General features: G+C 73.7%; 8 protein-coding genes. 6 read left to right on the forward strand and 2 right to left on the reverse strand.

The window, feature by feature from the left end; genetic code table 11:
- The first annotated feature begins 34 nt into the window (after positions 1-34).
- The 6 genes from BJ981_RS16115 to BJ981_RS16140 all read left to right on the forward strand — a co-directional run bounded on the left by BJ981_RS16115 (position 35) and on the right by BJ981_RS16140 (position 10,978).
- Positions 35-5,404, forward strand: coding sequence for a type I polyketide synthase (locus BJ981_RS16115; protein WP_184612158.1), 5,370 nt, complete (start codon positions 35-37; stop codon positions 5,402-5,404).
- Positions 5,405-5,450: 46 nt separating this feature from the next.
- Positions 5,451-6,710, forward strand: a complete 1,260-nt coding sequence (locus tag BJ981_RS16120; protein ID WP_275422336.1) for an activator-dependent family glycosyltransferase — start codon at positions 5,451-5,453, stop codon at positions 6,708-6,710.
- Positions 6,707-7,921 (forward strand): glycosyltransferase, encoded by a 1,215-nt coding sequence (locus BJ981_RS16125; protein ID WP_184612160.1) that lies wholly within the window; start codon positions 6,707-6,709, stop codon positions 7,919-7,921. Before BJ981_RS16120 ends, BJ981_RS16125 begins: the two co-directional genes overlap by 4 nt.
- Positions 7,922-8,068: 147 nt before the next feature.
- Positions 8,069-8,902, forward strand: coding sequence for a glycosyltransferase family 8 protein (locus BJ981_RS16130; protein WP_184612161.1), 834 nt, complete (start codon positions 8,069-8,071; stop codon positions 8,900-8,902).
- Positions 8,903-8,940: 38 nt separating this feature from the next.
- Entirely contained in the window at positions 8,941-10,164 is a 1,224-nt protein-coding gene (locus tag BJ981_RS16135; RefSeq protein ID WP_239139711.1) for a cysteine desulfurase-like protein, read from the forward strand.
- Positions 10,165-10,225: 61 nt separating this feature from the next.
- The gene (locus BJ981_RS16140; RefSeq protein ID WP_184612163.1) at positions 10,226-10,978 is read left to right on the forward strand and encodes a thioesterase II family protein; all 753 of its coding nucleotides are present in this window, start codon (positions 10,226-10,228) and stop codon (positions 10,976-10,978) included.
- 45 nt (positions 10,979-11,023) lie between these two features.
- Here the strand turns inward: BJ981_RS16140 and BJ981_RS16145 are convergent, their stop codons facing one another.
- Together BJ981_RS16145 and BJ981_RS16150 are read right to left on the reverse strand one after the other, a co-directional pair.
- Complete coding sequence (locus BJ981_RS16145) at positions 11,024-13,102, reverse strand: MMPL family transporter (RefSeq protein ID WP_184612164.1); 2,079 nt, start codon at positions 13,100-13,102, stop codon at positions 11,024-11,026.
- A 14-nt stretch (positions 13,103-13,116) separates the two neighbouring features.
- On the reverse strand, positions 13,117-14,232 hold the full coding sequence (locus BJ981_RS16150; RefSeq protein WP_184612165.1) for an aromatic ring-hydroxylating oxygenase subunit alpha: 1,116 nt from the start codon (positions 14,230-14,232) through the stop codon (positions 13,117-13,119).
- Between the last annotated feature and the right edge of the window lie 92 nt (positions 14,233-14,324).

Below are 14,324 nucleotides of genomic sequence, written 5' to 3' on the forward strand. Positions count from 1 at the left end.
ACCGCTGAATCGCCGCTGGTGGAGGAACACGTTCATGACGAATGCGGACAGCCGCGTCCTCGAGGCGCTTCGGGCTTCCGTCAAGGAGACCGAGCGGCTCAGATCGCAGCTCGCGGCCACGCGCGAGCCGATCGCGATCATCGCGATGAGCTGCCGCTACCCCGGGGGCGTCGGTTCTCCCGAGGACCTGTGGCGGCTGGTGGCCACGGGGACGGACGCCATCGGCCCGTTCCCGGACGACCGCGGCTGGGATCTGGCGAACCTGTTCGACGACGACCCCGCGCGCGCGGGGCACAGCTACGTCCGGCAGGCGGGCCTGTTACCCGGCGTCGCCGGCTTCGACGCCGCGTTCTTCGGCATCTCGCCGCGCGAGGCGGTGACGATCGACCCCCAGCAGCGGCTGCTGCTGGAGACCACGTGGGAGCTGTTCGAACGGGCCGGCCTCGACCCGGCCGCGCTGAGGGGCAGCCGTACGGGCGTGTTCACCGGGGTCATGGCCGGCGGTTACGGCGTCCGGCACATGATCACTCCCGGGGGCGCGGGGGAGCATGAGGGCTACCTCATGGCGGGCAACGCGGTGGCGGTCGCGTCCGGCCGGGTCTCGTACACGTTCGGGCTGGAGGGCCCGGCGCTGACGGTGGACACCGCGTGCTCGTCGTCGCTGGTGGCGATCCATCTGGCGGTGCAGGCGCTGCGCCGGGGTGAGTGCTCGATGGCGCTCGCCGGGGGCGTCACGGTGATGTCCACCCCGTCGTTCTTCACCGAGTTCAGCCGCCAGCGCGGGCTCGCCCCGGACGGGCGGGTGAAGGCGTTCAGCGCCGCCGCCGACGGCACCTCGGGAGCCGAGGGCGTGGGCCTGGTGCTGCTGGAGCGGTTGTCGGACGCGCGGCGTAATGGTCATCGGGTGTTGGCGGTGGTGCGGGGTTCGGCGGTGAATCAGGACGGTGCTTCCAATGGGTTGACGGCGCCTAATGGTCCTTCGCAGCAGCGGGTGATTGGTGCGGCGTTGGTGGATGCGGGGTTGTCGCCGGTTGATGTTGATGTGGTGGAGGCGCATGGGACCGGGACGCGGTTGGGTGATCCGATCGAGGCGCAGGCGTTGCTGGCGGCTTATGGGCAGGGTCGGGAGCGTGTGTTGTGGCTGGGGTCGTTGAAGTCCAACATCGGTCACACCCAGGCCGCCGCCGGGGTGGGCGGTGTGATCAAGATGGTCCAGGCCATGCGGCATGGGGTGTTGCCCAAGACGTTGCATGTGGATGAGCCGACGCCGCATGTGGACTGGTCGGCGGGCGCTGTTTCGCTGTTGACCGAGGCGGTCGAGTGGCCGGAGACGGGGCGTCCTCGGCGGGCGGGTGTGTCGTCGTTCGGGCTCAGCGGCACCAACGCGCACCTGGTCCTGGAAGCCGCCGAAGAGGTCGCCGAGGCGGACGTCCCCGCCAGGCCCGGCCCGCCGGGACCGCTCGCCTGGCCGGTGTCGGCGCGCGACGAGGCGGCGCTGCGCGGGCAGGCCGGCCGGCTGGCGTCGTTCCTGACGGAGACGGACGCCTCCCCGATCGATGTGGGCTGGTCGCTCGCGACCGGCAGGGCCGCCCTGGAGCACCGCGCGGTGATCCTCGGCCCCGGCGGGGACGGGATGACCGCCGGTCTGGCGGCGCTGGCCACGGGCGAGCCCGCCGCGAACCTCGTACGGGGCCGCGTCGTCGAGGGCGGCGTGGCCTTCGTCTTCCCCGGCCACGGCTCCCAGTGGGCCGGCATGGCCGTCCCGCTGATGGAGTCGCCCGCCTTCGCCGCGCGGGTGCGGGACTGCGTGGCCGCGTTCGAGCCGTACCTCGACTTCTCGCTGATGGACGTGCTGCTCGACCGGCCGGGCGCCCGGACCCTCGGCGATCTGGACGTGGCCCAGCCGGCGCTGTTCACCGTGATGGTCTCGCTGGCCGAGCTGTGGCGGTCGTACGGCGTGCGCCCGGACGCCGTCGCGGGGCACTCGCAGGGCGAGCTGGCCGCCGCCTGCGTCGCCGGCGGGCTCTCCCTGGACGACGCGGCACGCGTGGTCGCCGTCCGCAGCCGCCTGATCGCGGAGAGGCTGACCGGCAAGGGGGCCATGGCGTCGGTCGTGCTGCCCGCGGAGGAGGTCCTGGCGCGGCTCGCCCGCTGGGGCGGCGCGCTCACCGTGGCCGGTCTGAACGGGCCGCGGGCCACCACCGTGGCGGGCGCGGCCGACGCGATCGGCGAGTTCGTGGCCGCGTGCGAGTCCGACGGCGTGCGGGCGCGCGTGGTGGTGGCGACGGTGGCGAGCCACAGCGCTCAGGTGGACGTGCTGCGGGAGACGCTGCTGGAACGGCTGGAGACGCTGGCGCCGCGCAGTGGCCAGGTGCCCTTCTACTCGACCGTCACCGGGGGACCGCTGGACACCTCGGAGCTGACCGGGCGGTACTGGTTCGACAACCTTCGTCGACCGGTCGACTTCGCCGGCGCCGCCGGCGCCATGCTGGCCGACGGGTACCGGATCTTCATCGAGTCCAGCCCGCATCCGGTGCTGGGGATGGCGCTGCAGGGAATCGCCGACCAGGCCGGGGCCGAGGCCGCGATCCTCGGCTCCCTGCGGCGCGACGAGGGCGACCGCTTCCCCGCCTCGCTGGCCGAGGCATACGTGCGGGGCGCCCCGGTGGACTGGCCCGCGGTGTCCGGCGGCGCCGGCACCCGCGTCGACCTGCCGACGTACGCCTTCCAGCGCCGCCGCTTCTGGCTGGACCCCGCCGGCGCGGCGCCCCAGGACGCCGCCGCGCTCGGGCTGACCGGGACGCGGCACCCACTGCTCGGCGCCGGGGTGGCGCTCCCGGAGTCGGGCGGCTTCCTGTTCACCGCCAGGCTGTCGGCGGACGACCATCCCTGGATCGCCGACCACGCCGTCCACGACACGGTCCTGCTCCCCGGGACGGCGTTCGCCGAGCTGGCCCTGCACGCCGGCGACCAGGGCGGCTGCGGCCTGCTCGACGAGCTGACCATCCAGGCGCCGCTGGTGCTCCCCGCGGACGGGGCCGTCCGGCTGCAGGTGGTCGTCGGCGGCGCCGACGAGACGGGCCGCCGCAAGGTGAGCGTGTACTCCCTCGACGAGGCGGCGCCCGGCGACGCCGGCTGGACGCCGCACGCGCTGGGCGGTCTCCTGCCCGCGGCGGGCCCGGACGCCGTGTCGCTGACCGAGTGGCCGCCGCGGGCCACGGAGGTGGACCTCGCCGGCATGTACGAGGACCTGCGCGACAAGGGATTCGACTACGGCCCCGCCTTCCAGGGACTGCGGAGGCTGTGGCGCTCCGGTGAGGTGATCTACGCCGAGGCGGCCCTGCCGGACGTCGTCGCCCCTGAGGGGTACGGCCTGCACCCGGCGCTGCTGGACGCGGCCCTGCAGGCCGCGCTGGCCGCCGACGCGATGGGCCTGCCCGGCCCGCCGAAACTGCCGTTCGCCTGGCACAGGGTCGCGCTGCACGCGGTGGGCGCCTCGGCGGTCCGGGTCCGCATCGCTCCGGCGGGCCCGGACGCGCGTTCGGTCGACATCTGCGACGCGAGCGGCGCGCCCGTGGCGTCGGTGGCGTCGGTCGTGGCCCGGCCGCTCACCGGCGAGCTGCTCGCCGCCTCGCGGGACCCGGTCGCGGAATCGCTCTTCCTGCCCGCCTGGACGCGGCTGCCCGCCGGCCCGCCCGGCGACGTCCTCTTCGTCACCGGCCTCGCCGACCTCACCGGCCTCGCCGACGTGCCGGTGGAGGCGCCGGTCGCCGTGGAACTGCCGGTCACGCAGACCGGCGGCGCGACGGCCGCCCGCGCCCACATCCGCCGCGTGCTGCCCTTGCTGCGGCGGTGGCCGGCGGAGGAGCGGTTCGCCGCCGCCCGGCTGGCCGTCGTCACCAGGAACGCGGAGCACGACCCCGCGCAGGCGGCGGTGTGGGGGCTGGTCAGATCCGCGCAGGCCGAGCACCCGGGCAGGTTCGTGCTCGTCGACACCGACGGGGACACCTCCCTGCTGGCGGCCGCGGTGGCGACCGGCGAGCCGCAGGTCGCGATCCGGGACGGCGAGCTGTACGGCCTGCGGTTGACCAGGGCGCGGCCGGACGCGGCGACGGCCCCGGCCCGCGCCATCGACCCGGAGGGGACCGTTCTGATCACCGGCGGCAGCGGCGGGCTCGGCCGCCTGGTCGCCCGCCATCTGGTCTCCGCGTACGGCGCGCGGCGCCTGCTGGTCGTCTCGCGGCGCGGTGCGACGGCCCCGGGGGCCGGGGAACTGGCCGACGAACTGTCCCAGGCCGGCGCCACCGTGACCTTCGCGGCGTGTGACGTGTCGGACCGCGAGGCACTGGCCGGCGTGCTGGCGCGGCTGGACCGCCCGCTGACGGCCGTCGTCCACGCGGCGGGAGTGCTGGACGACGGCCTGATCGAGGCGCTGACGCCCGAGCGGTTCGAGGCGGTGCTCGCCGCGAAGGCGGACGCGGCCCTTCACCTGCACGAACTGACGCGGGACGCGGACCTGGCCGCGTTCGTGATGTTCTCCTCCGCGTCCGGCACGTTCGGGGCGCCGGGCCAGGGCAACTACGCGGCGGCCAACGCGTTCCTCGACGCGCTCGCCCGCCGGCGCCGCGCGGCCGGGCTGCCCGGGACGTCGCTGGCCTGGGGGTTGTGGGCCGGGCACAGCGAGATGGCCGGCGATCTCGGCGACGCCGGACGGCAGCGGCGGATGGCCCGCGCCGGCATGCTCCCGATGTCCCCCGAGTGGGGCCTGGCGCTGTTCGACGCGGCCGTCGCCCGCGACGACGCCGTGCTGCTGCCCGCCCGGCTGGATCTCGGCGTCATGGAGTCGACGCTGCTGCGCGGGCTGACCCGCCGCCGCGCGGTCACGGCGTCCGCGGACGGGAGCGCACCGGTCGTCAGGCTGGCGGCGATGCCCGCGGCGCGACGCGAGCAGGCTCTCGCGGACCTGGTCTACAGTCAGGTCGCCGCGGTGCTGGGATACGAATCGGCGGCGTCGGTGGAACCCGCGCGGCCGTTCAGGGAACTCGGGATGGACTCCCTCACCGCGGTGGAACTGCGCAACCGGCTCGCCGCGGCGACCGGGTCGCGGCTGCCCGTGACGCTGATCTTCGACCACCCCACTCCCGTAGCGCTGCTGGGCTTCCTGCGCGAGCGGCTGATCGGCGCCGAGCCCACGCCCGCCGGACGGATGCTCGCCGAGATCGACCGGCTGGACGAGGCGTTCGGCGCCCTCGACGTGCCGGACTCCGAACGGACGGCCCTGCTCACACGACTGCGGACGATGCTGGCCCGGCACACCGGCGGCCCGCGCGAGCGGGACCGGATCGCGGACGCCGGCGACGACGAGATGTTCGCGCTCATCGACAGAGAGTTCGGCGTCGGATGACCCGGCCGGACCACCTCCCCGCCCGAGAGGGTTGATCGCCTTGCGTGTGCTTTTCACTTCGTTCGCCATGAAGACCCATTTCCTCAGCATGGTTCCGCTGGCCTGGGCCATGCGGACGGCCGGGCACGAGGTCCGGGTGGCCAGCCAGCCCGGTCTGACCGGCACCATCACCGAGGCGGGCCTGACCGCCGTGCCGGTGGGCGAGGACCACGACCTGTTGCCGGCGATGGAGGGCGCCGACGTCGGCGCCGGCGTGCCCTGGCATTCCATCGACCTCGATCCGGTACGCCCCGAGGTGCACGCCTGGGAGTTCCTCAAGACGCTGAACACCGTCCTGCCCTCGGCGTTCTTCGCGCACGCCAACAACGACCCGATGATCGATGATCTGGTGCGGTTCGCCAGGGAATGGCGACCGGACCTGGTGATCTGGGAGCCCTTCACCGTGGCGGGCGCGGTCGCGGCGCGTTCCGTCGGCGCGGCGCACGCCCGCCTGCTGTGGGGCGCGGACCTGTTGCTCGACATCCGCGCGAGGTTCCTGCGCCGCCTCGCCGAGCGGCCGGGGGCGGCGCAGGACGCTCTGGCGGGATGGCTCCGTGGAGCCCTCGACCGTCACGGCCTGCTCTTCGAGGAGTCGCTCCTGCGAGGACAGTGGACGATCGACACGCTTCCCGCCAGCATCCGCATGCCCCTGGGGGAGCCCACGGTCGCGATGCGCTACGTCCCGTACAACGGCGCGGCCGTGGTGCCCGACTGGTTACGCGAGCCGCCCACGCGCCCGCGCGTGTGCCTCACGCTCGGACTGACCGCCCGCAGCGGCGCCGACTACCTGCTGGGCTCCCTCGACGGCATGCTGGACGCGGTGGGCGATCTGGACGTCGAGATCGTCGCCACGCTGAACGCCGCCCAGCGCGCCCAGGTGTCCCGGCTGCCGGGCAATGTCAGGGCCGTGGACTTCGTCCCGCTGCACGCCCTGCTGCCGACCTGCTCGGCCGTGGCGCACCACTGCGGGGCCGGCACCTGGTCCACCGCGGCGATCTACGGCGTGCCACAGCTCATCTCGCCGATGGTGTTCGAGAACTCCTACCGGGCGCGGCGCACGGCCGAGGTGGGCGCCGCGCTCGTGATCCCGCAGAACGAGCTGACCCCGCGGGCGCTGCGCGACGGACTCCTGCGCGTGCTCGAGGAGCCGCGCTTCGCCGAGGGCGCGGACCGGCTGCGCCGGGAGTCGCTGAGCGATCCCACTCCGAACGACATCGTGCCCGTCCTGGAGAAGCTGACGTTGGAGCACCAGGAGCTCGTGCCATGAGGGTGCTGATCGTGGCGCTCGGGACGATGGGCGACGTCGCGCCGTACACCGGGCTCGCCGCCCCGCTGCGCGCCGCCGGCCACGAGGTCGCCATCGCGGCCTTCCCGCGGTTCGCCGAGCTGGTCCGGGCCTGCGGCGCGGAGTTCCGCGAGATCGCCGGGGACCCCGCCGCGGCCGGAGGATGGACCCAGGCCGAGAACTCCTCCCGGGCGTTGCGGAGCGTCACCGCACAGACGCTGGAGCTCGGCGAGTCCGTTCTCGCCGTGGCCAAGGACGGGATCGACGTCCTGCTGCTGTCGATGCCGGCGCAGGCCGGCATGTACGTCGCGGAAAGCCTGGGCATCCCCAGCATGGGGCTGTTCCTGCAGCCGCTCTTCCCCACGGCCGCGCACCCGCCGTCCTTTCTCGGGACCGGGGGATCGCTCGGCTCCTGGGGCAACCGGGCCGCGGGCCACCTCGTCCTGGGCCTGATGGGACGCCTGGCCGTCCGCGGCATCAGGGAGCTGCGCGCACGGCTCGGACTGCCTCCCGCGACCCGGCGCGAGCTGGGCGCGCAGATGGACGCCTGGACGGTCCTGCACGCCTACAGCCCGAGCGTGCTGCCCCGGCCGGTCGACTGGCGGGCGGGGCTCGAGGTCTCCGGCTACCTGTGGCCGGCGGTCCCGCCGGACTGGCGGCCGCCCGCGGACCTCGCGGGCTTCCTCGACGCGGGTCCGCCTCCGGTGTACGTCGGGTTCGGCAGCAGGAACATCGCGGACGGGGCGCGGATCGTCGAGGTGGTGGAGGAGGCGCTGCGCCTGGCCGGAGCGCGCGGCGTGCTCCACGCCGGATGGGCCGGCCTGGCGAGCCGCTCGGACCGCCTTCTCACGATCGGCCAGACGCCACACGAATGGCTGTTCCCGCGGATGGCCGCGGTGGTCCACCACTGCGGGGCCGGCACGACCGCGGCCGGGCTGCGGGCCGGCGTGCCCACGGTGGGCGTGCCCATCCTCGGCGACCAGCCGTTCTGGGCGGGCCGCGTCGCGGCGCTGGGCGCGGGGCCGCGACCGGTGCCGTACGGGAAGCTCTCCGCCGCGAGGCTCGCCGAGGCGATCTCCGGCGCGGTGTCCGACCCGTCCTACCGGACCGCGGCGACGGCGCTGAGCCGGCGCGTGGCCGTCGAGAACGGCGCGGGGGCGGTGGTCGCGGCCCTGGACAGGGTGGCCCGCTGAAAGCGGTGCGCGGCGCAATTCTCCGCCGTTTCTGCCTGGCTCGCGCCGCCGCGCGCTGCGGATGATTCTGACAGGCGCCTGAATCCCGGCCGTACACACCCACGGTGCCGGCCGCACGGGCGACCACGATATGTGGGGGACGATTCGATGGACATTTCCCTGGCCTTCGACCTGGCGTTCGCGCGGTACGCGATGGCCACGATGAGGTCGGTGCTCGACCGGGGGACATCCGCCGGTGACCCGGTCTCCTGGTGGCTGACGCCGGGCCCCGACGTGCCCACGCCGATCCTCGACGCCTTCGCGCGGGAGGCGGAGCCGCACGGCGCCGTCCACGTGCTGCGCGTGCCCGACGAGCTGCACGCCCTGCCGCTGTCCTCCTGGCGGATCATGTCCTCACGGATCACCCACGCCGCCTACTACCGGCTGCTGCTGCCCGAGCTGGCGCCGCCGTCGGTGCCGCGCATGCTGTACCTGGACTCCGACATCGTCTGCACGGGCGGGCTCGCCGAGCTGTGGCGGACCGACCTGCGGGGTGAGCTGCTCGCCGCGGCCGTGGACATCGGCTCGCCGACCGTCAGCGCGGCGGGCGGCCTTCCCGGATTCGACGGGGGCGCGGGGCGGCTGACGTTCTGGAGCGACTATTTCAATTCCGGCGTGCTGCTGATGGACCTCGCACGCTGCCGCGAGGAGAAGGTGGCGGCCACGTCGCTCGCCTATCTGCGCGAGAATTCGGCCCGGTTGCGATTCGCCGTGCAGGACGCCTTGAACATCGCCGCCGACGACCGGTGGATCCGTCTGGACTCTCGCTGGAACGACATGGACTTCTCCACCTACGAGGAGAACCGCGAAACGCGGGACACCCGGCTGCTCCACTACGCCGGCGCGCGCAAGCCATGGCAGGACGCCTTTCCCGAGGGCGAACTGAAGGCCCGGTTCACGAAGTACCTGCCGCCGGCGGGGGACCTGGCGGTCTCCCGATAGCGGCTCCAATCCCGGACCCATCACCCCGGAGCCTCTCCGTGACGACTCTTCACCGCTATGACCTCCACGCGCTGCGGGCGCGTTTTCCCGCGCTGAAGGCGGGATCCGCGCACTTCGACGGGGCGGGCGGCACCCAGATCCCCGAGCCGGTCATCGACGCCATCGCCGACGCGCTGTCCAACCCGCTGTCCAACCGCGGCGCGAGCACCGCGGGGGAGCGCAGGGCCGAGGCCATCGTGGTCGCGGCCCGCCGGGCTTTGGCGGACCTTCTCGGCGCCGACCCGGCGGGCGTCGTCTTCGGGCGCAGCGCGACGCAGCTCGTCTTCGACTTCTCCCGCACCCTGGCCGGGAACTGGGCCCCCGGCGATGAGGTGGTGGTCACCCGGCTCGACCACGAGTGCAACATCCGGCCGTGGGTCAGGGCGGCGGCCCAGGCCGGGGCCGTCGTCCGGTGGGCGGACTTCGACCCCGCCACCGGCGAGCTGACGGCCGACCACGTCCGGGAGGTCCTGTCGGAGCGCACCCGCGTGGTCGCCGTCACCGCCGCCTCCAACCTGATCGGCACCCGGCCCGACATCCCGGGGATCTCCCGGCTGGTCCACGAGGCCGGGGCCCTGTTCTTCGTGGACGCCGCCCACTACAGCGCCCACGCCGGTGTGGACATGGCCGAGCTGGGCGCGGACTTCCTCGTCTGCTCCGCCTACAAGTTCCTCGGGCCCCACCTCGGCGTCCTGGCCGGCCGCCCCGGCCTGCTGCGCACCCTGTGGCCGGACAAGCTGCTGGCCGCGATGGACGACGTCCCCGAACGCTTCGAGCTCGGCATCCTGCCGTACGAGATCCTCGCCGGAGCGCGTGCCACGGTGGACTTCCTCGCCGAACTGGGCGGCCCCGCCGAGGGGACCCGCCGGGAGCGGCTGGTGTCGGCCATGGCCGCGATCGAGGGGCACGAGGACGCGCTGCGCGTCCGGCTGGAGGAGGGGCTCGCCGGTATCGAGGCGGTCACCAGCCACTCCCGCGCGTCCCGCCGCACCCCCACCCTGCTGCTGACCGTGGACGGTCACGACACGCGGGATGTGAGCAGGTATCTGGCGGCCCGGGCGGTCGACGCCGGATCCGGGTCGTTCTACGCGGTCGAGGCCTCCCGGCGGCTCGGCCTGGGCGACCTCGGCGGCCTGCGGGTGAGCCTTGCCCCCTACAGCTCGGCGGAGGACGTAGACCGCCTTCTGGACGGGCTGTCGGACTATCTGACCGCGCACCGGTGAGCGCGGCCCGCCACCCGCGCGCCGCCATGTCACGAGCCTTTCTGACGAACGGAGCCCTTGCATGACCGCCCTGGACGACGTGTGGATCCGCCGTTACCACGCCGGGCCCGAGAACGGGCCGACCCTCGTGTGCTTCCCGCACGCCGGCGGATCGGCCAGCTACTACGTCCCGCTGTCCAACGCGCTGAGGTCCGGCGTCCAGGTGCTCGCGATCCAGTACCCGGGGCGGCAGGACCGCCACCACGAGCCTCCGCTGTCCACCGTCGACGAACTCGCCGACCAGGCGTTCGCCGCGCTCGGGCCTCTGCTGGACCGCCCGGTCGCGCTGTTCGGCAACAGCATGGGCGCGCTGGTCGCCTTCGAGGTGGCCGACCGCATGAAGCGGACGCTCGGCGCGGCCCCGGTGACGTTGTTCGCCTCCAGCCGCCGGGCGCCGTCGGCCTACCGGGAGGAGAGCGTCCACCTGCGCGACGACGAGGGCCTCATCGAGGACCTCAAGCGGCTCAGCGGCACCGACGTCCGCATCCTCAACGACCCGGAACTGCTGGGAATGATCCTTCCGCCGATGCGCAACGACTACAAGGCGGTCGAGACCTACCGGTGCCGGCCGGGCGCGAGGCTCGACTGTCCCGTGGTCGTCATGATCGGCGACGAGGACCCGACGGTGGACGCGGACGAGGCCAAGGCGTGGAGCCATCACACGACCGGCCCGTTCGACCTGCACACGTTCTCCGGCGGGCACTTCTACCTCGCCCAGCACCAGCAGGAGGTCGCCGGCCTCATCCGCCGGCGGCTGGCGCCCCAGCAGGGGTGACCGCGAAGGACGCCCGCGGGAGCGGGCGGGCGTCCTTCGCGGGGCTCAGCGCTCGCCGGCGTCCGCGGGGATCGCGGGCCGCGCCCGCCCGGCCGCGGACGGCTCCCGGCCGGGCCACCAGAAACGGCTCCCGAGGATCAAGGCCAGCGCGGGCACCAGGACCGTCCGCACCAACAGGGTGTCGAGCAGCACCCCGATGCCGACGATCACGCCGATCTGCCCGGCGATGATCACGGGGATCACGCCGAGGACGGCGAACACGGCGGCCAGCAGGATGCCGGCGCTGGTGATGACCCCGCCGGTGACCCGCAGCGCGTTCAGCATGCCCGCACGGGTGCCGAGGTGGGCCGCGTCCTCCTTGGCCCGGGTGACCAGGAAGATGTTGTAGTCCACCCCGAGGGCCACCATCAGCACGAACGCCACCAGCACGACACCAGGATCGAGCGCCGGGTAGTCCAGCACGTGCCGGAAGAGCAGGTTGCTCGCCCCCAGGCTCGCCAGGAACGAGACCCCCACCGTGACGACCAGCAGCACCGGCGCCAGGACGCCGCGCAGCAGGACGACCAGCACCAGGCCGACGAGCACCAGGATGATCGGCAGGATGAGGGCGGTGTCCCGCCCGTAGGCGTCGAGGATGTCCAGGCCGGCGACGATCTCGCCGCCCACCTCCGCCTTCGCGTCCGGCAGGGCGGCGACCGCCGTGCGCAGGTCGCGGATGGCCCGGTCGGCGGCGTCGGTCCCGGGTTCGGGCTTCAGCACGACCGAGACGCGGGCGAGCGTCGCCGTCCGCTCGGCGACCTCCGCGCCCGCGACGTTCGGCACGGCCTCGGCCGCCTGGACGACGCGTTCCGCGGCGGCCGGAGCGGTGAGCACGGCGACGGGCTGGGTGGCGCCGGCGGGGAAGGCGCGGGCCAGGGCCTCGGCGCCGAGGACGGCCTCCGGCTTGTCGCGGAACTGCTCGCTCTGCGACAGGCCCACCTGAAGCCCGAGCGTGCCCGCCGCGAGGCCGGCGAGCAGGACGACGCTCGCCGCGGCGACCAGACGCGGGCGGCGTGCCACGGCGTCGCCCATGCGGCCCCAGACCCGGCCCACGGAGGCGACGCCGCCGACCCGCGGCACGAACGGCCAGAAGACCCCGCGCCCGCACAGCACGATCGCGGCGGGCAGCACGAACAGCGCGGTGACCACGGCCAGGACGACGCCGATCGCGCAGGCGACGCCGAGGGCCCTGGTGCCTTCCGCGGTCGCGAGGAGCAGGCTCAGCAAGGCGACGAAGATGGTGCCGCCGCTCGCCAGGATGGCCGGGCCGGTCTGGCGCAGGGCGGTGCTCATCGCGGCGAACCGGTCCTGCTCGTGGAGCAGTTCCTCCCGGTAGCGGGCGATGAGGAGCAGCGCGTAGTCGGTCGCGGCGCCGAAGACCAGGACGCTGGTGATGGCGAAGGTCGCGCCGTCCGGCGTCAGCTCCAGCCGGGGCAGGACGTGCCTGACGACGTGCAGCGCGACCTGTTCGGTCACGGCGACCACGAGCAGAGGCACGGCCCACAGGATCGGGCTGCGATAGGTCACGAGCAGCAGGAGCGCGACCACGAGCAGCGTCGTCAGCAGCAGGGTGGTGTCGGCGCCGTCGAACATCTTGGACAGGTCCGTGGCGAACGCGGGCGCGCCGGTCACCTGCGCGCGGACGCCCGCGGGCAGCTTGCCCGCCAGCGCCGCCCGCAGCGCGACGACCCGCTCGGTGGTCTTGTCCTGGTCGGCGGCCGGCAGGGGCACGGCGACCAGGGCCACCGTGCCGTCCGGCGCGAACCGCGGGGCGGCCACCTGACCGCCGGCGGCGAACCGGCGCAGCGTGGGCAGGCGCCCGTCGAGGGCCGCGCGGTCCGCCGGGGTGAGGGCGGCGCCGTCGGCGCGGCTCACCACGACGATCGCCGGTCGCACCCGCGCGGAGGGCAGCTCGCGGAGCAGCCGCTCGGCGCGCACCGACGAGTACGAGTCGGGCAGGTGGGCCACGCCCACCTGGAAGGGATCGGGTTCCGGTGGTTCGACCATCAGCACCGCGGTCGCCGCCACGATGGTGAGGAGCAGGGTGAACCAGGTGCGCCGGCGCGTGAGAGCGCGAAAGGCCATGATGTCCGCGCGCCTCAACCCTTGTGCGGGGTGAGGTCCCGCTCGGGTTCGAGCCCCAGGCCGTCGCCGCCGGCGAGCATGTCCTCGCAGACCCGGTGGAAGTGGGTGAGGAGGCACTCGCGCTCGTTGAAGATGTTCTGCCGGTAGGCGGAGGAGCGGGCGACGGCGGCCACGTCGACCCATTCCATGACGTCCTGCTCGATGACGCCCTTGAAGATCGTCCAGAACAGGTCGGCGGTCTCGCGGTACCCGGTGTCCTCGGTGACGTACTGCAGCTCCCACGCCTCGAAGCGGGTCTTGTCGACGCCGAGCGGGACCGCGCGGAACAGCTGCGTGTGCAGCCGGTGGCTGTTGAACACCGCGGTGGGGAACAGGGAGTAGTTGCAGATCGCCAGCGCCGTGTGGTCCAGGCTGCTGCGCAGCTCCTCCAGCACGCCCATGAAGGGGACGACCATCATGGCGTTGCGCCCGAAGACGTCCATCGTCGACTCGCGGCCGTCCTTGACGTCCTTGGGCGGGAGGTTGTGCAGGGCCTGGGCGTGGTAGTACTCGCTGAAGGCGTCGATGGTGACCTTCCAGTTGACGTCCACCTCCCATTCGAGCTTCTCGACCAGCCGCATGTCCTCCATCCGGTAGGCGCCGAGGTCGGCGGCGATCTCGGGGCCGATCCAGTCGAGCAGGGGCCCGGCCACACCCGGGCCGGCCAGCACCGCCCACACCCAGCCGCCCCACTCGTCGACGTCCACGGCGGGGGCGCACAGACCGGCCAGGGAGCCGGGGTCGAAGTCATGACGGTCCGGGACGCCGACCACCTTTCCTTCGCGGTCGTAGGCCCAGTTGTGCCAGCGGCAGGTGAAGCGGCGCGCTCCCGTGCCGCTCCGCGAGACGATGCGCGCCCCCCGGTGCTGACACACGTTGTGGAAGCCGGACAGGCCGCCGTCGTCGCGCCGCGTGATGACGATGCTCTCCCCGTGCCCCTGCCAGACGTGGTGGTCACCGGGTTCGGGGATCTGGTCGGAGCGGCAGATGATCTGCCAGCTGCGGTTGAGCACCTGGATGCGCTCGAGCTCGTACCGCCGCGGGTCGCGGTAGACGTCGGCGTCGAGAGTCGAGGGCCCGATCGGCGGCACGTTGGGTATGCCGGGACCGAATCGGACCGGCAGATCGCCACGAGTGGGGTTGAAGACCACGGTCGACCTCCTGCGGATCGGCGCAACGCGAA

Origin of the sequence: Sphaerisporangium krabiense, assembly GCF_014200435.1 — a bacterium.
In the GTDB taxonomy this organism is placed as follows: domain Bacteria; phylum Actinomycetota; class Actinomycetes; order Streptosporangiales; family Streptosporangiaceae; genus Sphaerisporangium; species Sphaerisporangium krabiense.

Coding starts and splice junctions, on each gene's coding strand:
- BJ981_RS16125 (WP_184612160.1), top strand. CDS start 6,707: ATGAGGGTGCTGATCGTGGCGCTCGGGACGATGGGCGACGTCGCGCCG.
- BJ981_RS16130 (WP_184612161.1), top strand. CDS start 8,069: ATGGACATTTCCCTGGCCTTCGACCTGGCGTTCGCGCGGTACGCGATG.
- BJ981_RS16115 (WP_184612158.1), top strand. CDS start 35: ATGACGAATGCGGACAGCCGCGTCCTCGAGGCGCTTCGGGCTTCCGTC.
- BJ981_RS16140 (WP_184612163.1), top strand. CDS start 10,226: ATGACCGCCCTGGACGACGTGTGGATCCGCCGTTACCACGCCGGGCCC.
- BJ981_RS16145 (WP_184612164.1), bottom strand. CDS start 13,102: ATGGCCTTTCGCGCTCTCACGCGCCGGCGCACCTGGTTCACCCTGCTC.